The organism is Haloarcula sp. HT12 (genome assembly GCF_055271655.1).
The window spans coordinates 422949-445013 of the sequence record NZ_JBUXKW010000004.1; the positions used below are offsets into that span (position 1 = coordinate 422949).

Genomic DNA, 22065 nt, shown 5'->3' on the forward strand with positions numbered 1-22065 from the left:
ATGCCCGTAACCGAAATAGTGCGTATAGGATTACCGTCATGGTCTCGCTGCTTCTCATCCTCGGCTTACTCGTCGCTACGTTCGTAGGATTCAACATCGGCGGTTCGTCAACAGGCGTCGCGTTCGGGCCAGCCGTCGGGAGCAAACTGGTCAGAAAGGTAACAGCGGCAGCACTCTTCAGCGTGTTCGCGTTCATCGGGGCGTGGACGGTCGGCCGCAACGTCATCGTCACGATGAGCGAGGGGATCGTACCGGCCGCACAGTTCACCCCAGTAGCCGGTGTCGGCGTCCTTTTTTTCACTGGCCTCTCGCTACTGGTCTCAAACGTGTATGGCGTCCCCGCCTCGACCTCGATGACGGCTGTGGGGGCGATCGTGGGGCTCGGACTCGCGACGGGGTCGCTCAACGAGGCGCTGATGTTCACAATCGTCTCCGCGTGGATTGTCGCCCCGCTCATGGGACTCGTCATCGGTGCGGTAATCGGCCGGTACGCCTATCCGCAACTCGAGGCTCGCCTGTCCTTTACTCGCCTCGAACGGCAGTTGGTACAGATCGACCGGTCGGGACGGTTCCCCCGCATCCGCTTCAACAGAAACGCGTCCCCCCGTGACCTCATCGGGTCGGCGCTGGTGCTGGGCATTGCCTGCTACATGGGCTTCAGTGCGGGGGCCTCGAATGCTGCGAACGCAGTCGCCCCGCTGGTCGGTAACGGTGCCGTCAGCATCGATCAGGGCGTACTCCTCGCAGTCGCGGCTATCAGCCTCGGTGGGTTCACGATCGCTAGACGCACTCTCGCAACCGTCGGCGACGGCATTACCGACCTTCCGATTCTGGCGGCCCTCATCGTCTCCTCCGTGGGTGCGACGATCATCACCATCCTCTCGTACTACGGTATTCCGGCGAGCCTCGCAGTGAGCACGACCTGCTGTATCATCGGCCTGGGATGGGGCCGGGCGAGTCGCGCCGTCACGCTTACGGAACTCGCTGCGCCACCGTCCGAATCCAAGCCGGGGCCGAATTTCAGTACTGGCGCTCTCGCCGCCCCGTCGGGCGAGGATGAGAAACCGGCGGGCCCAACTGTGGGCGAACTCGCATCCCGGGAGTCCCCCAATCCCGAAGAGCAGTACGAGAAGTCCCCCTCAGTCCCCTCCATCGGCGAGGAAGACATCGAGGAGCTAACCGCTGAGAACCTGTTCGATCCGGCAGCGACGAGCCGAATCGTCATTCTCTGGATCCTCACGCCGTCGCTATCTGTCGTCGGGTCGTACCTACTCTTCGCTCTCCTGCTGTGAGCTGGTCACCCGACCGGGCGTTTAACTGATCTGGAGAGTCCTTGACGCAGTGATCGTCCTCGGTCCGCAGGGAACCCTATCAGACGAACGCCGACTGAAACCGACTGATGTTCTCGTCGATTCCAGCGACGATGAGTTCGTCCCCGGATTCGATCACGAATGACGCTTCGGGGTTGGTAATGATGCGCCCGTCTCGTTCGGCGGCGACGACGGTACAGCCAGTCCGGTTACGGATGTCTGCATCAGCGAGCGATTTTCCGACAGCGTCCGTGACCGTTGTCCGTATGAGTTTCAGTTGCGTGCTCGGTGAAAGGATTTCCTCGTCAAGCACGATTGACGCGAGCATTCGACCGCTGACAGCCGCGAGCGAGAGCACGTAGTCGGCGCCGGCGCGGTACAGTTTCGACACGTTTTCGTGTTCACTCGCTCGGGCGATGATTTCTATTCGGGGATTCAGTTCACGAATCGCGAACGTCGCGAAAATCGCAGCCGTATCGTCCGGTAACGCGAGGACGGCAGTGCCGGCGTCGATAATACTCGCCTCACGGAGCGATTCTCGTTCTGTCGCATCGCCGACCACGTTGACGTTCGGTCCATCGTCAGAGTCAATGGTCGTGTAGTTGAACCCGGCCCTCGTGAGTGCGGTCGCGACGGACCGTCCAACGACACCCAGCCCTGCGATGACGACATCTCCCCGGCGGTGCCGGCCCTCGGAGAGAGTCATCTGCTTCAACCGTTCGAGTTCCGTCTCTCTGCCGGTCGCAACGAGAACACTTCGGGCGTCAAATCGTGTATCGGGCGGGGGTGGACTGTGGAAATCCCCTCGAACCCATACCCCGATGATGGCGGCACCCGTCCGCTCGAAGATACCGCTCTCGGCGATGGTCTGGCCGATCAGTTCGCTCCCGTTCTGGAGCGGGAACTCCGCGATGTCGAAGTCCTCGTCGATTTCGACGGCTTCGATGGCTCCGGGGTCGAACGTGCCGATGGCTTTGCCCGCGAGCTGTTTGCCCAGTATTTGCTTCGGCGAGAGTACGTGATCGGCCCCGGCGAACCGATGATAGTCCGCGGTAGTCGGGTCTTCGGTCAGGCTGACTGTCCGTACGTCGGGATTGACCTCGCGAGCCGAGAGGAGAACGCTCGGGTTCGTTTCGTCGTCGACGTTGGCGATCAGTGCGTCGGCGTGCTCGAGTTGGGCACGTCGGAGGGCCGCGTCTGACTCGGGGTTTCCGGATATCACCGTATACCCCGATGTGTGGAGTTCGTCCGCTGCCTCTCGATCCTCCTTGATAATGACGTACTCGACGCCACGCGCGGTGAGTTCGTCGATGAGGACCTCTTCACGGGGCCCGTAGTTACAGACGACGACGTGGTCATCGAGCCCGCGAACCGAGGAGGGTGCACTGGAGGTGAACGCGTCCTCGAAGAGCGGGACAACGAGCACCGGGAGAGCCGCAAAAATGAGTACAAGCCCCGAGAGCGCCATGAGTGAAACCAGGTAGTTCATCTGCGGGCTCGTCCACGGGGCGTCCCCGCCGTACCCCACGGTGGTGACCGTCTGAACGACGACCTCGACAGAGCGGTACAACGGCTGGGGCCGCCCTTCCCACGTGGCCATCCCGTAGTTGTAGAGAACTACGAACCCGGAGAGAACGCTGACGACGATAGCGAGATAATAGACGGTGAGCCGGGTTCGCCGGTCCATACTTCGGCATCAAGTGTCGGAACCATAATATCCACTCCCTGCAGGGCAAAGCAAACAGCGGGGGCAACGGGTGAACCCACATTAGACGGGACTCTGAGCGAGAGGTCGGAACACGAGCGGCTCACGATACACGGCTTCAGGGTCAACGCTACTCTGTGTCGCATTCGTGGAATTTTGATCGACGCTGAGACTATCAGCGACTGATCGCCCACATGTCATCCAGCCGCACACACAAGCGATTTACTGATCGGTTTAAAAATACAGCTATGCAACGCCGCCATGCCCTCCAGTTACTCGGTGGTGCTGCGCTCTCCGCAGCGGGGTGTGTCACGACCGACGGTCCCCAGACAGGGACGACCCGGACAGACCGCAAAACATCGGCTGCGGACGCCGACCACAGCTTCGGTGACGAAGTGCTGGTGGATGGCATTGGGACAGTCACCGTCGAGTCAGTGACTGTACAGCGGTCAGTGATTCACCACCACCTCTATCGCGAGGTGTACGAGCCGGTGGACGCACAGATGCTCGTGCTTGCGGGCCAGATCCCGGACGACGCCGACCCCGAGTTCGATATTCAGTTCCAGGCTCGGATTGATGGCACCGTCATCGACGCTGCTGCACGGACCTGGCTAATCAGTGATGACCGAATCTATACACTGTCAATGCCGGTAGAAACCGTCACAGAGGCCGCGCTGGTACTGCAGGCCGGGGAGCGGCCGGCCTGGACGCTCCCGGAGGCCGTCACTGACCGGCTCGCAGTCGCTCCGGCGTTTCATCTCCATGATGCGAATGTGGTTGAAGCAGACGGCGAGACAGCGCTCGAACTCACCGTCGAGAACCGTGGCGACCGCGATGGGGTGTTTCGTGCGGTCGCGAAACACGACAGCGCTGCCGATGCGGACGCGGCGATCCGGTTTCCGGTCCCGGCCGATGAAACCGTCAGTAGAACGGTCCATTCGTCGATGGTCCGCAGTTGGCCGTCCGATGCCGACTTTGCCCGCGAAATCGCTGCCGATACCCGCGTATTTGCTGTCTCATAGAGCGCTCTCCCCCGTCTGTCACTGTAGGATGGCGGTACCCACCGAATCCACTGGTCGGCCAGTCGAAACACCTCTATGGCTACATCACCTAACCGTAGTACTGTGCGTTTCAGTCACCGGGTCAGAAGCCTCACAATTCCCGACGACATTCGGGACGGGATAGCGGCACATATCGCAGCGAGTCACCCCCACGAGGCCGGCGGCTACCTCGCGTGTACGCGGCAGGACGACCGACTGTATGCGACCGCCCACGTCCCCCTCGACAACGTCTCTCAGAGACCGCGGCGTCGGTTCGTCGCCACGGCCACCGACGACGTGCCGCCGGAGCCTCGCGTGTTCTATCACTCACACACGTCGGCGTCGACGCCGTCCGGCCTAACGGGTACCGATCGACGAAACATCCGTGACCGCTTTGCGCTCGTCGTGTTTGCCCCTCACGGGGACCCCTACAGTTACCGGCTGTTCCGACTGGGCGTGGTTAACTGGCGAGAGGTCCCCGTGACGGCGGAAGAGTCCGCCGAGGAAACGACCCGACTGCCCCGGCTTGTCTGAGGTGGCTGTAGGCGCGCATCGAATCGGCACTGCTGTGTACTGGGCGAGAACAGTATCGACAGGCAGGGCGCGAATACCCTCGGCTCAGTCCTCTTCGCCGCCGGCCACGATGTTGGGATTGCTCTGTTTCTCGACGCTGTATATCGGGTAGTCGTCCTTGGTGACGTAGGCGATGACGAGGAACGCCACGAGACCGGCCGCGGCGGCGATGAACGTCGGCAGGCCGTCGAAGGCGGCGGTGAAGATGTCGTTGGGGATGTACAGGAGCGTGTTCTCGTAGGCGTAGGTCGTCGGCACCAGTACGAAGAGCACGAGCCGGGTCGCAGAGCCCGCGAGCATCGAGCCCAGCGCCGCTGGCGTGGTCGCGATATCGGACCAGTACAGCCCCATCACGAGCGGGACGAACGCGCCGGCCAGCATGATGTCGAACGCCAGCACGAGCAACATCCCGGTCGCGGACACCCGTATCGCGAGGAACACGCCAAGCAGCGTGATCGGTACGGACATCAGGCGCGTGACGGTGAGCAGTTTGTCGCTCTCCGAGCCGAAGAAGCCCTCGTCAACGCCGCCGTCCGCAGCCGTCGCCGGGCTGCCAGCGCTCTCCTCGTCGACACGGATGTTGCCGATGTTCCGGGCGATGACTGCCGACGTGCCCAGTATCGCGCCGTCGCTCGTCGAGAACGAGGCGGCGACGATGCCGGCGAGGACAAGTGCAGCCAGCCACGGGGGAATGGCGTTCTGGAGGAGGGTGTACAGCACGGCCTGGTTCCCGGCCTCGACGCCGAGCGAGGCGAGAATCGGGTTTGCCGACAGCGCGACGACGGAGAACGGGACGCCGATGATGAGCGTGCCGGCGGCTCCGATGAAGCAGGCTTTCTGTGCGGTTTCGGGGCTATCAGCCGCGAACACGCGCTCCATGAAGTCGATGGCGACGATGTCACCGAGGCCGAGAGCGACGATGGTTGCGAGGTTGATGTACGCCCCCTGGCTCGGGTCGGTGAGTTGCCCGAGGTTCGTCGGTCCCATTCCGGACGGAATCGTGATACCATAGTTGGCCGTGATGTAGACGATGAGCGCGATGGAGCCGACGAACGCGACCCCTGCCTGGATCACGTCGGTGTAGGCGACCGAGAACAGCCCCCCGGCGACCGTGTACGCGAGCACGAGTCCGGCGATGATGAACACGCCCAGTTGAAAGCTCGTGCCGACGAAAATCTGGAAGAGGTAGCCGCCGGCGACGAGGTTCCCTGCCAGCAGGAACGCGTAGGCGACTGACATGATGATACTCGCGACGATTTCGGCGGTGCGGCCGTACTTCCGGCGGTAGAAGTCCGGCAGCGTCGTGAGGTTGAGCCGGTTCATCGGTTTCGCGAAGAACAGCCCGGTGAGGAACAGACAGAGCGCCAGCCCGACGGGCAGCGCCGCACCGGCCCAGAAGCCGAAACCGGCCGCGAGGTCGGTGTTTCCGAGCGTCGCGTTCGAGTCGAGCGACTGCGCCATCAGCGTCGCCGCGGCCAGCGGGAGGATGAGCCCCCGACCGGCGACGATGTAGTTGATGCTGTCCCCGTTGACTTTCTTGGCGACGTAGAACCCGATGGCCATCATCGTCACGATGGTGGCAGTGAGGCCATAGAGAATGACGCTCACGGCGACCACCCCCAACTGACGATTGAACAGATGTACTCGGTATTGTCTCTCGTTTCCACATTTTTAGGCCCGGTTCGATTTTGGTTTGGGCGGTTATCAGTCACATGAGTTTCGTTTTGAGCACTGTATAAAGGAGTTGTGACAGTATTGTTTACACAGTAGAGTTATCCCGCAACGCCCATGGACTGTAGGCACAGATAGGTGGACACATGTACAGTATCTATCGCCTGATTTTCCTAGAACTGTTTTAACACTGTTGTCGGCTGGGAGTGCAATTTCTTTCACTTCTGCTCGACAATGGAGTATTTGTATCAACCCAAAGTAGAAAATACGCTCCAATCGGACAACAGGTAGAGAACTCGATGGACATACCTCGAAACCAAAGGAGGACTAGACAGTGACACCCGACCCGATTCGAATGAAACGGAAGGTCCAGCAGCTGGGCTCCTCCACGCTGGCAGTGACGGTTCCCGTCGACTGGGCGCGCCAACACGACATCTCGAAGGGTGACGAGGTTATCGTCCAACGCGACGAGAACGGCGGGTCGCTCCTCGTTGTCCCTGAACAGCCCACCATCGAGGACGTGGAGGCGACCATCGACGCCGACGCGCTGACCGCCGACGCACTGGAGCGGGCCATCATCACGCAGTACGTTCTGGGCCGACAGCTCATCCGGGTCGAGGCGACAACACCGCTGGGCATCGAACACCGCAATGCCATAATAAGCGCCGAGCGGCGGCTAATGGGGCTCGGTATCGTCGAACAGGCTGAAACCACGGTGACGGTACGGTGTTCGGTCGCGCCGGAGGACTTCGACCTCCCGACGCTGCTGGGTCGGCTCAGCCGCACGGAGGCGGTGATACGCGGGGACGCACTGACTGCGCTCATCGAGGGCGACACTGCCCTCGTCGAGACGCTGGACAGCCGCCAGGAACAGGTCGAGAAGCTGTTTTACCTGTTCCTGCGCCTGGTGTTTACCATCTACCGGAACCCGCGGCTGAATCAGGCTGTCGGGCTGGAGACCGGCTTCCCCCTCATCGGCTACCGGTCGGTCGCACAGGATGTCGTGCTGATGACCGACACGGCCATCGAGATCGCAGGGTTGGCCAGCGAGTCGGCGACGCCAGACCCGACGACCGCATCGAAGCTCACCGACCTCGGTGAGGCACTCGACGATGCCGCGAGCGCGACCCGGTCGGCGGTGACGACGCCGGACTACGACGCGACCGAAGACGCACGCGACGCGTTCGAACTGGTCGACGACCGGATCGCCGACCTGAACGCCCACCTCGAAGCCGAGCGCCCCGAGCCGCTGCTGGCACTTCAACGCGCCGTCGTCCTGCTGGAGCGAAGCGCCAGACACGCCCGCGACAGTCTCTCGGTTGCGACGCATCTGGCCTTCCGAAACGACCCCTCGTTGGTCACTGGGGAGTAATCGCCGTCAGGCTCTGTCGGGCGACGGTGTCATTAAATTCCTTAAGGAAACTCGAACGGTACATGTCCACTCGTGGTCATAGGAGTGGGTTTTACACATCCGAAGGAACGCTTTTCAGTAGTTCTCAAGCATCTACTTATGTCGACAAACGCGCTGGGTTCGACCAGTTCGAATCCGAAAAACTACGAAATCATGACTGACCGAAATGGCGACGATATCTACGGCGACAAGCACAAAGAAGCGAACGAACCGATCTTCAGCGGCATCCCGACCTTCCTCAAACTCCCCGAGGTCGACCGCGACGCCCTCGACGAGGAGGACGTCGACATCGGTATTCTCGGCGCGCCACTCGATACGGCGACCACCATCCGTCCGGGCACTCGCTACGGCCCGCGTGCGGTTCGGGCCGCCTCGACGGTCCCCTCGCCTCCCTACGAGCACTTTAACATCGAGACCGGCATCGACCCCTTCGACACGTTCAGCGTCGCCGACACCGGCGACGCGGCTGTCTCCCCCGGCGACACCCGCCAGAGTCAACTGAACATCGAGGACGCCGTCTACGAGATCAGCGAGCAGGCGACGCCCATCGTCATCGGCGGTGACCACTCCATCTCTTACCCCGATATCAAGGGGTGGGCCGAAGCGAACGGCTACGACGACATCGGGCTGATTCACTTCGACTGTCACGCCGATACCGGTGACGAGGGACTGACTGGCTTCGAGTACGACCACGGTGCGTGGGTCAAGCGCGTCTTCGACGACGACCTCATGGCCGGCGAGAACTACACCCTCATCGGCCCGCGCGGGTTCTGGCCCGGCCCGGACACCTACGAAGAGATGCGAGAGGCCGACATGAAGTGGTACACCTCGATGGAGGTCGGCAATATGGACCTCGACGATATCGTCGCCGACGCGGTCCAGCGCGCCACCGACGGCACTGACGCCGTGTGGGTCTCCTTCGACGTGGACGTGATGGAACCGGCCTACGCGCCCGGTACCGGCGAACCCGAACCCGGCGGCCTCATCCCGCGGGAAGCCATCTACATGGTCCGTGAAGTCGTCAAGGCGCTCGACCCCGAGAACTTCGGCTTCGACGTGGTCGAGGTCTCGCCGGCCTACGACACAAGCGACAGTAGCTCCTACAACGGCGGTGTTACCAGCGGACTGGCCAACCGACTCATCATCGAGGTGATGGGGAGTATGGCACTCGCCGAGAAGGGGCTCGAATCGGGCGACCCGATCAAGCCGAAAGAACCGCTCGGCCCTACGGAGGAAGCCGAGACGCCCGCCGACGACTGACCCCGTAGGTGTTCGTATCGATAGAGCGGTACAGGCTTGCAAACCACTCTATCTTAACCTGATACCGGATTCCGTGTCGTATTCCCGAGATCAGATGCTATCGGCGGCTTCGGACCCGTCGTCCTCTCGTCGTGCGAGTAGTATGCCGGCTATGAAACACGCCGCCCCCAGTCCGTACAGGCCATAGCTCAGGAGTTGGCCCGAAACGAGGAACCCCGCGACGATCAGTACTCCGAACGCGGTGTGCAGAATCGCAGTCTGATCCACGGCCTACGTAGCGGACTCACAAGCAAAAATGACGCGGTACGGAGCGAACTGCTCGGATCTACATCGGTATGAATAATCGGTGTTCAAAATTCCGGCCATGGGTCGCTGGCCCCCACACCAGTTGTCCCTCAATCACCCGATTCAGGCCGGGCGGAGTCGCACAATAGGAGCGTCCGGCAAGTCGATAGCAGCGAGGACGTATCCGGTGTCGGGTTCGACCGCGACATCACGGATGCGCCACCCTCGGTCGGCAAGGAGGGGCGTCGCTTCCTGAACTGTGCGCCCGTCGACGGTGAACCGGGCGAGGTACTGCGAGGCCAGCCCGCCGACGAGCAAGTCACCGGTCCACTCCGGGAAGGCCTCACCGGCGTAGAACGTCGCGCCACTGGGCGGGAACCCCCCTGACCCGCAGTCCCACGAATACACTGGCGCCACGACGTCGTCGCGGTCCGCGTGGCTGACGCCGATTGGGTCGCCGCCGCCGTAGGTACAGCCCTCGTCAGCGATGGGCCACCCGTAGTTGCCGCCCCGTTCGACGATGTTGATTTCGTCGCCGTCCTGCTCGCCGAACTCGGTCTGCCAGATGGCTCCGGTGTCGGGCTGGACGGCCATTCCCTGGGCGTTGCGGTGGCCGTAGCTGAATATCGAATCGACCGCGTCCGGGTCGTCGGTGAAAGGGTTCGAATCGGGAATCCCACCCGAGGGCGTCAGTCGAAGCGTGGTCCCGAGCTCGTTTGTCCTGTCCTGCGCGACGTGGTCGGGCCCGAAGTCCTTGAACTGTCGGTCACCGACAGTCATGTACACCAACTCGTCCTGGCCGAACACGACCCGGGAGCCGAAGTGTCCGTCGGAGTCGACGAACGGTTCCGCGACGTGGAGTTGTTCGAACGCTTCAAACTGCGCATCGGCTACGTTCAGGCGACCACGGCCCAGATGTGTCGCCGACGCACCGCTGTCATTGGCCTTTGAGTATGTCAGATACACCCAGGCCGGGTCCGGAAAGTCGGGATGGAGCGCCGTATCGAGCATCCCGCCCTGGCCGCTCGCGTACACCGACGGGACGCCGGTGACGGACGTGGCTGTCCCGTCCGCTGGATCGACCAGCACCGCGCGGCCGACGCGCTCTGTGACCAGCAATCGTGAACGGTCAGGCAGCGGCGTGATGCTCCAGGGGGATTCCAGCCCATCGACGACAGTCTCGACAGTCACAGGTGTCTCGGAACCGTCGGTCCGGCCGGCGTCCGTCGCTGGGCTGTCCCCCTGCTGATCGTCGCTGGAGGCACTACAGCCTGTGAGTGTTCCAGCGACCGCGAGTCCGCTCACAGCGAGGAAGGTCCGTCTGTCCATGTAGCCGCGACTACGGTCTCGGCGCTGTTAACTACGGCCCCGTTGTGGCGAAGTGTCTTGTACTCGCTCCCGCCTAGTACTCGTCATTGATGGACCGTCACGATCAGCCGGGGGGTGACAGGGCGCGGTTGCCGGCGGAGACGCTCTCGCCGCTGGCCAGACGGGTCGACGAGCTGCTGGCGCTGTATCGATACGAGCTCACCCCTGCCATCGATGCGATCAACGGGGCCGTCGCTGGGTACGGTGGGCTCTTCGCCCCGGAGACCACCGATGACGAGATACGGACCGCAGTCGATGAGCTTCTCGAAAGCGGTCCACCCCCGTCACGGCAGGGGGTTCCTGACGCCGCCGTGTCACGGGTAGTTCTCTACGTAGATGGCAGCGCGCACAGTAACGGACCGGCCGGTGCCGGTGCTGTGCTGCAGGCGGATGAGACACCGATTGCCCGACTCGGGCGTCCGGTCGGCTCTCGGACGAACAACAACATCGCCGAGTACGCCGCCCTCCATCTCGGGCTGCAAGCACTGGCGACACGGTGTGACCCGGAGTCGGTCGAGGTCCGCATCGATTCGATGACCGTCATCAACCACATCTGGGGCGACAGCGAGAGCACTGTGCAAGCGACGCCGTACAGTACAGCGATCACTGACCACCTGTCGACGCTGCCCGCTCACGAGTGGACGCACCTGGCCGACAGTGACCCGAATCCGGCTGATGCGCAAGCGACGGTCGGCGCCGACATCGCTGCCCTCGGCCCTGGATGAGACAGGGCTGCCAGCGACCCGGTCGTTCGTCTCGCTCTCGGGGTGGCAGGTTCCTGTGTAGGTGTCCGCTGTTCTGCTGTTTTTATTCCTTGAGCGCGTAGCCTCCGTTAATGTACACCGATGGGCAGTACGATTATGATGTGGCCGTGGTCGGCGGCGGGCCGGCCGGGCTGACGAGCGCACTGTACACTACCCGACTGGGAATGGACACGATCGTCATCAACCGCGGTGGCGGCCGCGCCGCGATGATGACCGATACGCACAACGTCATCGGCGTCACCGAGGACGTTTCTGGCAACGAATTTCTGGAGACGGCGCGTGAACAGGTGCAGGACTACGGCGGGACCTACGAGCGGGGCTTCGTCGAGTCGGTCGAACCACTCGCTGACGGGGACGAGGACGGCTTCAGCGTGACGACGGGCGACGACGAACTGGCAGTCAAGCGAGTCGTCCTGGCAACCGGCTTCGCCGACGAGCGTCCGGACCCGCCGCTGCCACGCACCGGCAAAGGGCTGCACTGGTGTCTCCACTGTGACGCGTTCATGTTCGTCGGCGAGCCGGTCTTCGTCATGGGCACCGGCGAAGCCGCGGCCCACGTCGCGATGATCATGCTGAACTACACCGAGGACGTCGACATACTGACTCGCGGCGAAGCGCCGGAGTGGAGCGACGACACGCAGACGATGCTCGACAATCACCCGGTCGAGATTGTCGATACGGAACTTTCCGGCAAGCGGACCGACGACGACGGCTGGCTATCGGCCTACGAGTTCGAGGACGGAAGCGTTCGGGAGTACAAGGGCGGTTTCCCGATGCTCGGGTCGAACTACCACGCGGAACTGGCCGACGAACTGGGGCTCGATAGAAACGACGACGGGACAGTGGCTGTCGACGACCACGGCGAGACCAGCGTTGCCGGCGTCTACGCTGTCGGTGACCTCACCCCGGGCCACAACCAGATCCCGGTCGCGATGGGCGAGGGCGCGGACGCGGGCATTGCTATCCACAAGGACCTCAGGAAGTACCCGCGCTCGGTCGACGATATCGAGTCCGAGGGACCAGTCGAGGATACCGAGGTCCCCGCTGTCTCGGAAGAACTGTTCGCGACGGCGCTGACACACGAGGGACATGCCGCCGGGCCACGCTCGGCTGAGGCACCAGAGGTCCGCGCTGACGACGACTGACGCGGCGGGAAACGGACATTCGTCTGATCAACATCGCTAGTGCGCGGTGTGGAGATACGGAGTCCTGTCCGATGATCTCTCACGCCACACACGGGAAATAGCCTTTGAGCAGTCCGATCAAAGATGCGACGGGACAGACGCCGACACGGAACGCGGATTACTCGTCTTTTGTTTCGCGTTGTCGGTAGGGTTCAAGCAAGTCGTCGAGGAGCAAACATCGGGGGTCTGTCACCGGGTACGCGGTGTCGATGTACTCCTCTGCAGTCTCGATGTCACCGCGGATAGCGAACTGTCGGACGCGCGCTGCGTTCTCGTAGAAGTTCTCGTTTATCTCCGGTGACATTTCGGCACCGTTTGTCGCGGGCTGGTGCTGAAACACCTCTTTCTGGAGCTCGTCGAAATCAACCATCTCGGGTTCGTAGTCCTCGATTTCGGAAAGGACGTACTCAACGGCGAAACGCTGAAACTCGGACTTGTTCGAGAACACACCCTCCTCTACCATCTCCTCGACGCAGTCCATCACCGTTTCGGGAAACCGGACCGTTGATTTGACCACGTGTTTATCATCAGACTGTCGACCTATATAAAATATACTCACGAGGAGTTCCGGTCACCTTGCTCAGCCTCGGAAGTGAGTAGATACTGCTTACCGGTACTGGCCTGTAAAAGAGCGATTACAGAACATACTTTTGCCGCGACTACCTCCTGAAGCCTGACAATGGGTCGGCCAAACGTGTTGCTCGTCGTTCTTGACTGCGTGCGTGCGGCGAACACCTCACTGTTAGGTCATCGGCGCAGGACGACACCGTTTCTCGAAGGGTTCGGCCGTGAGGCGACGGTGTACACACAGGCACGGACAACCGCGAGCTGGTCGCTGCCGGCCCATGCGAGTCTGTTCACCGGTGTCCCAGCCGAGGGCCACGAGCTCCAGATAACCGAACGGCTGCTGCCCGGCCAGACCATCTTTGATTTCCTCCACGACGAAGGCTACGAGACCGGCGTCTTCACCGAGAACCCGTATCTCACGGTTCACCCATCCGGCCTCAGTGACAGCTTCGAGACCGTTGTTACGGAACGACCCGATTCGACGGACGTTGGAGACCCATCCGAGACCCGCAACGGTGTCGACGGGTTCTGGTATGCTGACGAGCTGACTGATTGGATCGACGAGCAGAGGGGGTCCTGGGCCGCGTGTCTGAATCTGATGGACGCGCACATGCCGTACGCGACGCGGGACGCCTACGATGCGTGGGGGGCGGAGTTTTACTGGGCGATGCACGACGAACTCCCGATAAAGTGGGAATGGAGCGTCTACGGCGAGCAACTCCCGGCCGGCGTCGGACAACTGCTCGAACCGCTGTACGACGGGGCGATTCGACAGACTGACGCCATTCTGGAGCGGGTTATCGGTGACCTGGAAGCACGCGGTGTTTTGGACGACACGTTCGTGGTCATCACGTCGGACCACGGTGACGGGTTCGGAGAACCGCCGCAGGCCGCCACGGAGCCAGCGGCCGTTATGCACGGCATGGGCACACAAGAGGAGCTGTTTCACGTCCCGCTGGTCGTTCGGGCCCCCGGACAGTCCGATGGGCGTCGGGTCACGTCCTTGGCGACGTTGTCCCGGTTCCCCGACGCCGTCCTGGCTGCCTTCGACGGCGAGAAAGGCGATTCCGGATGGTTCGTCGCCCCCGACGGACAGACGACTGCGTACCAGGCACCGCCGACCGGTCAGACGGCGGCGTACGCCGATCAGTACACCGACGAACCGGACCGCTTCCGACAGCCCGCGTCGCTCGTGTATCAGGATGGACCCGGAGACACTGTTTACAAGCGTGCAGCATGGGGAGCGGATGAGTACGAAGCAGTCGTACGGGGCCGCCGTTCCGAGCCCAGTGACGGAACACCCATCGACCGGCCGCCGTCGTCAGTTATCGCCGACTCCGCCGAGCAGAGTGAGACGCTCGAAATCACGCCCCTCTCTGCCGGGGAAGACGAAATGGCAGAATACGATATCGATGGGTTTGACGATGTAGATCTCAAGTCGCGGCTGGAGCGACTCGGCTATCTCTGAATCCGCCTTCAGCACTAAGGGTGGTGAGTCGCGGGAGCACAGAATCGAAAGCGATGTTTGTCACAACTTGATTTATACGGACGATGTATAGCGATATTCTCGTTCCAACGGATGGGAGCGCGTCAATAAAGGAAGTACTGGAACATACGATCGATATTGCCGACGGGCGGGATGTCACCGTTCATGCCCTGTATGTCGTCGACGACCGGGCGTTTCTGTCGATGGATGACGAGATGCAAGACGAGGTGCTGGAGAACTTGCGGGCTGAGGGCGAGGAAGCCACGTCAGTAGTCCAAGAGACACTACAACAGGAAGGAATCGAGGTTTCCACGGCCATCCTGCGAGGGAACCCAGCGGACCGCATTGTTTCGTACGTTGCCGACGCCGATATCGATCTGATTACGATGGGGACACAAGCGGACACGTACGAACAGAATATGCTCGGGAGTACAGCACAGAAGGTTGTCACAAAATCGTCCGTTCCGGTGCTCACTGTGAACATCTCCGAGTCAGAGTGAGGTCACTCAGTAGTCACAGGCTGTGAGGGGCAGACAGAATCTAGGACTTCGGTTGCGCTGGCCAGTTACTGTGACTGAGCGCCGTCGGTTCTGACGGTGAATGAACCGACCAGCGTTTCGAGCTGTTGTGCCTGGTCGGACAGTGAATCCATCCTGTTGCTCACTTCGTTAATCGAGGCGGTTTGCTCCTCAACCGTTGCGGACACGGACTCCGTTTCATCGGCTGAATCAACGCTTATCTCTGCCACTTCGTCGATCATCGATACGACCCCCTCGCTGGTTGCCGCCTGACTATCGGTCGTGTCGCTGATTTCTTGGACACCAGTATCGGTCTGTGCCGCGTTTTCAGCGACCCGTTCGAATGCCTGGACGGCCTTTTCGACGGCCCGAATCTCTTGTTCGACGAGGTCACTTGCCCGTTCGACCTGCGTAACGACGGTGCCAGTCTGGTCCTGGATGCTCTCGATTCGGGTTCGGATGTTACCGGCAGACTCCTGTGTCTCGTCGGCCAGCTGCTTGACCTCATCAGCGACGACAGCAAAGCCGTCGCCTGCATCACCTGTTCCCGAGGTACCAGCACGGGCCGCTTCGATGTTCGCGTTCAGCGCCAGCATGTTCGTCTGTTCCGCGATGTCGGAGATAAAGTCCACAATTGTCGCGATTTCCGCCATCTGATCGTCGAGTTCAGTCACGGTTTCCACCGTTTCGTCGATTGACGCCTTCACTTCTCGGGCATCGGTTAACGTGTCAGCGGCGAGTTCCTGCCCGTCGGTCGCAATCGTTGCCGTCTCCGCAGACGTTTGTGCGACTTCATCGGCTGACGCAGCGATCTCTTCAACCGCTGCGGAAAAGTTCGACACCTCCGCGCTCGCCTCTTGAACCATCTCCCGCTGCTCGTCGGCACCGGCGGCGATCTGCTGGATGGAGTCGCTCACACCGTCGCTTGCTGTCGCGACCTCCTGAAGTGCCGAGTCAGATTCCGTGACCTGTCGATCAACAGCGGCGGCAAACGACTGAATCTCGCCCAGCGTCGCTTCGAGTTCGTCCGCCATATCGTTGAACGCAACGCCGATTTCAGCCATCGAGTCGTTCTTACTGCCTGCATCTACGCGTGTTGTGAAGTCGCCATCCGCCATTTCCTCCATCGCGTCTTTGTACATCTCGGCTTTCATTTCGAGATGAGTGTTGAGCGCAGCCACCTCTTCACGCTCTTGTTCGGCTTCGTCTCTGAGGCGTTGGGCTTCCTCACGCTGTTGTTCGATTGCAGCGCGCTCTTCTTCGAGGTTGTCGATCCGGTTTGCCCGTTCGCGGGCGCGCTCGATCTCAGCCTGTGCCTTTTGCCGGGACCTCTCGATGGAACTCAGGTGAATCGTCAGCGAGATAGCCAACATCGCAACGAACCCACCGTGAATGGCACCCCATGCAATCGGGTTCAGTTGCGCTGCAGTGTGGTTGTAAACTGCTGTGGGGTCAATGATCCCGAAAATGATGTGGCTCACAACCACATATGCGATGCCGATGCCGAACGGAATCCAATCCTCGTAGATAGCGGCGATACCGATTGCGATGAAGAAATGAAAGTGTGCCTCGATGTACCCACCGCTGAAATGCACGAGCGTGCCGGTACAGAACGCTAAACCCGTGACCGCCAGGACAGTTCGCACTCGACGGCTGAGTTGTGGAATTGCCGCTGCAAAGGCGAACCCAGCAATCAACCCGATTTGAAGCAGTACCCGTCCAGTGGGAACGGAGGGAATTGTTGCGCCTATAACTGGACTCTGAGACGTCTCAACTAGTCCCAAGGCGAGCAAGAACGGAATATGGGAAAGAACTGTAATTATGAAATACTTGTGTCGGCGTTGCCATGTCTCGTCGGGAATGGAACTCCCATCAGGAATCGTCGACAGCAGACCACCACTACTGACGACAGTATCCTGCTGTCTCACTTGCCCTGCATTTGTTACGTCGCTTTGTCCCATGCGCTCAAGAGCCCGCCAAACAATATATCGCTATCCCCAGTGTTATCAAATCTGATTATTTTGTGTAGAAGTATAAGGAAGTCAGTGACTCGTTCTTGATAAAGTCTTGTGAGTAGCTTATCTACAAGAGGATGCTGCTCATATATTATCTGAATATAAAAAATCTGATTGTTTTTCTAACGAAGATGGAATAACCCATACGATGTGTTTTATATATCTACTTACCGCTCGGTTTCTCTATATGCGATATCTGGGACTCCAGTAAATAATCCTGCCCTCAAGTGGGATCTATACAATGGAACGGCTTGGTTCCAGAGTGTTAGTACTCCTATATAATGGGATAAAAGTTAGTAGATTTATGGGTTTGAATGGAGCTAATATCCGCAATTGGAATTCCCGAATCACCGGCGAAACAGCATACTGCTCGCCACTGACGCGAACCGTATCCCTCCAACCGAAAACTGCTAGATAGGAATCCGTGCCGCCGATGAAACCGACACAATTAGCTCCTTACTATCGGCAGGGGGAACGCACTACCCGCCGTTCGTACCAAATGAATGGTGGGTTGCTGTGGGGGTGGGAGAACCGGTGCAACCCACCGAGTGGGGTCGCCATCCGCGACGACAGGCACTTTACTCGGGTACGTCAGTGGACTGGGGGAGACACACTGACAGGCAGCCCGGGTATCAGAGCCCACCCTCAGATTTGCCTATCGAAGAAAAAATTCTTGTGACTTTCAGTCACAACTCAAACGCTCTTTATCCTGAGGCCGCGTGTGGATGACGATTTCGGCTTTGAATCAGCGCGGAGCCCCCGGAACTGAAGATAGTACGTGTAGCTCAGGCCGCGGCCAATCTGATGCCCACATCGGCTTGGTGGACCCTGGTTAAATGACGCTGGGAAGGGGAGACTCTCACGAGCAAGCGGGCGAATCCACTCGGCTTGACCAAGATAATACGGTACTCCATCGTGGAGAGTGTAACCAGAGTTACCAGGGAAGCTGATACTATCGGCCGTACGCCCCCCAGGGACATCGCCCCAGGCTGTCCGAAATTCCGTCCAACAGTATGAGGAGGAATGTAGCTATGTAGACACAGATGTAGCTGGACAGTACTGTCTGGCAGCTGTGCTGGCTGTGGGTTTAGTCCGAAGTCGTAACCCGGAAGTTCCGCCCAGCCCTCGTGAAAAGTGCCATGTCAACGACGCTGTCCGTAGAAGGAATGAGTTGCGGTCACTGTGAACAGACCGTAGAAGAGGCCATTGAAGCTCTCGCTGGCGTCCAGAGCGCTGAAGCCGACAGAGAAACCGACCAGGTGATTGTCGACGGCAATGCCAGCCCGGAACAACTCGTTGCCGCTGTGGAAGATTCGGGTTACGACGCGTCGACCTGAACCAGGCTTGTCACGGTCAGTGCAGTAGTTGTCAGGACAATTTTGTTCGCTACTATCGGTTAGCGAGGCACCACTTCCCTATCACGGGGTGAACGGAAGTGGCGGTCAGTCGAACAGTCCTTCTTCCCGAAAGCCGGTCATCAGATCGTCAATGAGGGCCTCAGCGGACTCGTATGGGTAGTCTTGATACGCAGCGTATTCTGCGCCGAAATCCATCACTCCGACACTCACATCACCTGCCTCAAACGTCGTGCTCGGACCGTCTGGCAGAACTGGCACCAGTTCCATCGGCTCCTCGATTGGATACTCTGCGCTGTTGAAAACCGCCTCTAGTTCCGCCCTGAGTTGCTCGGCAGTATCCGCTGTCATAGTGACACCTTAGGTGAGAGAGACAAAAGACTTGTTTTATGCCAACAGGTTACAAGTGACGATTCAGTCAGTATAGCCGAGATCACGGAGGTTGCTCATGATCTCGTCATCCTCGACGGCCGTGTCAATGGCCTCATCGATGATATCCTGACGCTCCTGAACCACTTGGAGCAGTTGTCGAGCACTTCTGAGTTTGTATCGGACTTCCGGATCGTCCACATCCTCGAAAGCACCCTCCAGTAGCTCGTCTATCGTGGCGAGTGTCGTTTCAGCCATAGAAGCGCTATGGGGAACAATTTACTAAATTTTGCTAAATTCACCGCCGAGATGGGCACACAGTATCGTCGTTTCGAATCATAAAATGGATCGCAACGCTACGGGTCATCGCCTCGGGCTGTGCATAGTCATATCTAACAGATCAGCGTTACGTGAATACATAGCCATCCCTATCCACGGAGTCCGTTTCTACGAAGGTCTGGGAAAAAACATAGATAGATAACGAGTATTAATATGTACTATTCCGAATTTGACTCTCTATTCTGGTCATATAAAACCATAGATTCTGTTTGTCCGTTATTTAGGTCAAACTGTGTACATCCCCCGGCTAACACCGGTGTAGTTGGAGAATAGTTAGTCGCATCTGTGTGGAATATTACAACACCATCATTTTGAGAGTGGGTGACACAAACTGTCCAATTTGCCTCAAGGAAAAAGCGGGTAAACAGGTCTGCTTGCCGGACCGGAGGCAGAGAAACCCAAGGTCGACGCGGAAGGCCCGGAACGATTTCAAACAGTATTGAGACCGTTTGAAGAGAGTCGAGATGTAGGTCAGGTACGCTCCCGGAACACAGTTCTTCAGACAGAATGCCATCCAGACCACAGTCTCCCTCGTCCAGTCGAGGGTGGGTTAAAGTTCAGGGCTCTGTTTGGACTTGGGTAAGAAATCGCAATTACCGTTATATCCCCATCTGTCGTTTAAAAACCATGATTGTTCGAGTAGTTACCGGTCCAGTTATGAGAGTCGTCGCAACCGAAGCCACATGAAAATTGCACCCGGCGTCCGCCGATGGCGTGACTGGTTTCCGGTGCCGAAGAAAAACGGACAGGTCAACCTCTCTCGGTGGGTGATATTAGAGGCCAACCGAATGGCCGTGACCGGCGCGCTGCTTACGATGGTGTTCGGTGCGTTCATAATCTTATCGATGGTTTGGACCTTCGAGATGCAGGACATTTTGAATAACACCTCGGCAGTCCAGACGATTCTCAACACGTTCTTGAGTGGCATGATCCTGCTCGTCTCGATCGTCGTTTCGATCAATTCGATCGTGCTTTCACACGATATGAGTTCCGTCAACAATCAGGGAAACCGCATCGACGGCGCTGCCAAGTTCCGTCGGAACCTGAGTGAGTTAACCAAGCCCGGCGAAGACCCATCAGAACCGACATCGTTTCTCAGAGTTATGTCGCGGACGATTCAGGAACGAGCACAACGGCTGGACGACGATATCGACGGAATGGAATCCGATCTGGTTGAGGAAGTCGAGGAACACGCCACATCGCTCTCGGACGCCGCCGATCAGCTCGGAGCCATCGAGAACACTAGCGGCGCGGAGTTCGCTGTCCTCTGGAAAGGCATGGAGTTCCAGTACGGCACCCAACTGGAACAGTCACACAGTCTCAAGACCACCCACGGATCATCGAGAGAGATCGAGGAACGGTTCGACAGTCTCATTGAGGCGCTCAAGCTGTTCGCCATTGGAAAGGAGTACTTCAAAACACTGTACTACACGCAAGAAGTATCTCGCCTCTCCCAGACCTTACTCCTCATCACGCTCCCAGCCATCCTGCTCAACGCCACGACCATTCTCGCAATCAACGCCGGCGTCCTCCCCGAGTTCTGGTTCTTCAACATTCCGCCGTTGCAAACGTTCGTCGCTGCGACGTTTACGATCTCGCTTGCGCCGTACCTCGTGTTGACTGCCTACATGCTACGGGTAGCGGCAGTCGCCCGCCTGACCTCGTCGGCGGATATCTTCTCGCTTCAGTGATCCCAGCAATCCAGGAACGATTCCGACAAGCGATCCACGGTCCGGCCTACTCCAGGGCCACCTCGTCAGTTCGATAAAAAAAAACACAACGGGCGAGGACAGTTCTGCTCTCGTTGGTTGCAGCGTCCCCGGATTAGAGACGGGCACAATAACTTTGCCAGTCTCTTCCATATCCAGTTACATGTCGGCAGACAATACTGACGGTAATGAGCATGCGGAAAGCGGGGCGCCCTCGGAGGGCGAAATCGTTGTTGACCGCTTCTCAACGGATGAGATATTCCAGCGGGTGCTGGCGACCGGTAGCGAAGAGATCAGCTCTTCGCTGCGGGTACTGTCACTCAGCGGTGTCGCAGCCGGCTTCGCTATCACCCTCACGTTTGTCGCCCACGCCGCTCTCGCGGGTGCAACAGCGAGTACCGAAATTACGCCGGTCGATCACCTCTTCTACCCCGTCGGGTTCCTCTACATCGTCGTGGGTCGCTATCAGTTGTTTACAGAACAGACGATCACACCGGTATCACTGGTACTGACCAGGCTGGCGAGTGTTCCAGCGCTGTTTCGGGTCTGGGGACTTGTCTTAGCCGCCAACCTCGTCGGCGTCGTCGCCGGGACCACGTTTATCGTCTACGGTGCCGTCCTCGATCCGCCGGCTATCGAGGCGGGGCTCACGTTCGGCGAAGAGGCGCTCGAAAAGACGCCGTGGAGTCTCTTCTCGCGAGCGGTTATTGCCGGGGCTATCGTCGCGGGTATGGTCTGGCTCGAACACGCGGCTCGTGAATCGGTTACTCGGTTCTTCCTCGTGTACCTCCTCATGTTGCTCATTCCGGCGACGGGGCTATACCACGTCGTCGTCTCGACGGCCGACGCAACGTTCCTTCTCCTGCACGGCGTCTCATCGGTTTCGACGGTCGTTTTTGAGTTCCTGCTGCCGGTGCTGGCGGGCAACACGTTCGGTGGCGTTGGACTCGTCTCGCTGCTGAACTACGGTCAGACGGTAGATGCATTCCCCGAGGCAATGCGTGAATCGCCGCGGCTTTCATGGCGAGAGTGGGGGTTGCGGGTCAGAGTGATTGATCCCCGGCTCAACGAGAAGGAGTGACGGTCGTCCCCACCTCGCCGCAACTCTGTACCTATTGGTTCCGCTACCGGACATA

The 22065-nt window shown here is 59.6% G+C and carries 20 protein-coding genes; 12 read left to right on the top strand and 8 right to left on the bottom strand.

Going from position 1 to position 22065, the window contains the following annotated elements; all coding sequences use genetic code 11:
- The first annotated feature begins 38 nt into the window (after positions 1-38).
- On the top strand, positions 39-1292 hold the full coding sequence (locus ACY9XZ_RS15035; RefSeq protein WP_463457833.1) for an anion permease: 1254 nt from the start codon (positions 39-41) through the stop codon (positions 1290-1292).
- Positions 1293-1371: 79 nt separating this feature from the next.
- Here the strand turns inward: ACY9XZ_RS15035 and ACY9XZ_RS15040 are convergent, their stop codons facing one another.
- Entirely contained in the window at positions 1372-2997 is a 1626-nt protein-coding gene (locus tag ACY9XZ_RS15040; RefSeq protein WP_463457834.1) for a potassium channel family protein, read from the bottom strand.
- Between the two features lie 266 nt (positions 2998-3263).
- On the opposite strand from ACY9XZ_RS15040, the gene ACY9XZ_RS15045 reads away from it, so the two are divergent.
- Together ACY9XZ_RS15045 and ACY9XZ_RS15050 are read left to right on the top strand one after the other, a co-directional pair.
- A complete protein-coding gene (locus ACY9XZ_RS15045) occupies positions 3264-4037 on the top strand; it encodes a hypothetical protein (protein ID WP_463457835.1) in 774 nt (257 codons plus the stop codon).
- 75 nt (positions 4038-4112) lie between these two features.
- Positions 4113-4589, top strand: coding sequence for a M67 family metallopeptidase (locus ACY9XZ_RS15050; RefSeq protein ID WP_463457836.1), 477 nt, complete (start codon positions 4113-4115; stop codon positions 4587-4589).
- A gap of 84 nt (positions 4590-4673) precedes the next feature.
- Here the strand turns inward: ACY9XZ_RS15050 and ACY9XZ_RS15055 are convergent, their stop codons facing one another.
- Positions 4674-6236, bottom strand: a complete 1563-nt coding sequence (locus tag ACY9XZ_RS15055) for a high affinity choline transporter 1 (RefSeq protein WP_463457837.1) — start codon at positions 6234-6236, stop codon at positions 4674-4676.
- Between the two features lie 418 nt (positions 6237-6654).
- Here ACY9XZ_RS15055 and ACY9XZ_RS15060 point away from each other — a divergent pair, with 418 nt between their 5' ends.
- Together ACY9XZ_RS15060 and ACY9XZ_RS15065 are read left to right on the top strand one after the other, a co-directional pair.
- Entirely contained in the window at positions 6655-7671 is a 1017-nt protein-coding gene (locus ACY9XZ_RS15060) for an AbrB/MazE/SpoVT family DNA-binding domain-containing protein (RefSeq protein WP_463458097.1), read from the top strand.
- 192 nt (positions 7672-7863) lie between these two features.
- The gene (locus tag ACY9XZ_RS15065; RefSeq protein ID WP_463457838.1) at positions 7864-8970 is read left to right on the top strand and encodes an agmatinase family protein; all 1107 of its coding nucleotides are present in this window, start codon (positions 7864-7866) and stop codon (positions 8968-8970) included.
- Between the two features lie 90 nt (positions 8971-9060).
- Here ACY9XZ_RS15065 and ACY9XZ_RS15070 read toward each other — a convergent pair whose 3' ends face one another.
- Complete coding sequence (locus ACY9XZ_RS15070) at positions 9061-9237, bottom strand: hypothetical protein (RefSeq protein WP_463457839.1); 177 nt, start codon at positions 9235-9237, stop codon at positions 9061-9063.
- A gap of 141 nt (positions 9238-9378) precedes the next feature.
- Positions 9379-10584, bottom strand: coding sequence for a PQQ-dependent sugar dehydrogenase (locus tag ACY9XZ_RS15075; protein WP_463457840.1), 1206 nt, complete (start codon positions 10582-10584; stop codon positions 9379-9381).
- Positions 10585-10673: 89 nt separating this feature from the next.
- On the opposite strand from ACY9XZ_RS15075, the gene ACY9XZ_RS15080 reads away from it, so the two are divergent.
- Both ACY9XZ_RS15080 and ACY9XZ_RS15085 read left to right on the top strand, forming a co-directional pair.
- Positions 10674-11348 carry a ribonuclease HI family protein gene (locus ACY9XZ_RS15080; RefSeq protein WP_463457841.1) on the top strand — a complete coding sequence of 225 codons (675 nt, stop codon included), beginning with the start codon at positions 10674-10676 and terminating at the stop codon, positions 11346-11348.
- A gap of 110 nt (positions 11349-11458) precedes the next feature.
- Positions 11459-12532 (top strand): NAD(P)/FAD-dependent oxidoreductase, encoded by a 1074-nt coding sequence (locus ACY9XZ_RS15085; RefSeq protein ID WP_463457842.1) that lies wholly within the window; start codon positions 11459-11461, stop codon positions 12530-12532.
- A 157-nt stretch (positions 12533-12689) separates the two neighbouring features.
- On the opposite strand, the gene ACY9XZ_RS15090 is transcribed toward ACY9XZ_RS15085, so the two are convergent.
- Positions 12690-13088, bottom strand: coding sequence for a ribbon-helix-helix domain-containing protein (locus ACY9XZ_RS15090; RefSeq protein ID WP_463457843.1), 399 nt, complete (start codon positions 13086-13088; stop codon positions 12690-12692).
- A gap of 162 nt (positions 13089-13250) precedes the next feature.
- Between ACY9XZ_RS15090 and ACY9XZ_RS15095 the strand changes: the two genes are divergently transcribed.
- Both ACY9XZ_RS15095 and ACY9XZ_RS15100 read left to right on the top strand, forming a co-directional pair.
- Entirely contained in the window at positions 13251-14606 is a 1356-nt protein-coding gene (locus tag ACY9XZ_RS15095; protein WP_463457844.1) for a sulfatase-like hydrolase/transferase, read from the top strand.
- An 83-nt stretch (positions 14607-14689) separates the two neighbouring features.
- A complete protein-coding gene (locus tag ACY9XZ_RS15100) occupies positions 14690-15124 on the top strand; it encodes a universal stress protein (protein ID WP_463457845.1) in 435 nt (144 codons plus the stop codon).
- 65 nt (positions 15125-15189) lie between these two features.
- Here ACY9XZ_RS15100 and ACY9XZ_RS15105 read toward each other — a convergent pair whose 3' ends face one another.
- Positions 15190-16788, bottom strand: a complete 1599-nt coding sequence (locus ACY9XZ_RS15105; protein ID WP_463457846.1) for a methyl-accepting chemotaxis protein — start codon at positions 16786-16788, stop codon at positions 15190-15192.
- 1508 nt (positions 16789-18296) lie between these two features.
- Here ACY9XZ_RS15105 and ACY9XZ_RS15110 point away from each other — a divergent pair.
- The gene (locus ACY9XZ_RS15110) at positions 18297-18494 is read left to right on the top strand and encodes a heavy-metal-associated domain-containing protein (protein ID WP_463457847.1); all 198 of its coding nucleotides are present in this window, start codon (positions 18297-18299) and stop codon (positions 18492-18494) included.
- A 105-nt stretch (positions 18495-18599) separates the two neighbouring features.
- Here the strand turns inward: ACY9XZ_RS15110 and ACY9XZ_RS15115 are convergent, their stop codons facing one another.
- On the bottom strand, positions 18600-18863 hold the full coding sequence (locus ACY9XZ_RS15115) for an MTH865 family protein (RefSeq protein ID WP_463457848.1): 264 nt from the start codon (positions 18861-18863) through the stop codon (positions 18600-18602).
- A gap of 63 nt (positions 18864-18926) precedes the next feature.
- Positions 18927-19139 carry a hypothetical protein gene (locus ACY9XZ_RS15120; protein ID WP_463457849.1) on the bottom strand — a complete coding sequence of 71 codons (213 nt, stop codon included), beginning with the start codon at positions 19137-19139 and terminating at the stop codon, positions 18927-18929.
- Between the two features lie 764 nt (positions 19140-19903).
- Here ACY9XZ_RS15120 and ACY9XZ_RS15125 point away from each other — a divergent pair.
- Both ACY9XZ_RS15125 and ACY9XZ_RS15130 read left to right on the top strand, forming a co-directional pair.
- The gene (locus ACY9XZ_RS15125) at positions 19904-20911 is read left to right on the top strand and encodes a hypothetical protein (RefSeq protein WP_463457850.1); all 1008 of its coding nucleotides are present in this window, start codon (positions 19904-19906) and stop codon (positions 20909-20911) included.
- A gap of 181 nt (positions 20912-21092) precedes the next feature.
- A complete protein-coding gene (locus ACY9XZ_RS15130; protein WP_463457851.1) occupies positions 21093-22010 on the top strand; it encodes a formate/nitrite transporter family protein in 918 nt (305 codons plus the stop codon).
- The last annotated feature ends 55 nt before the right edge of the window (positions 22011-22065 follow it).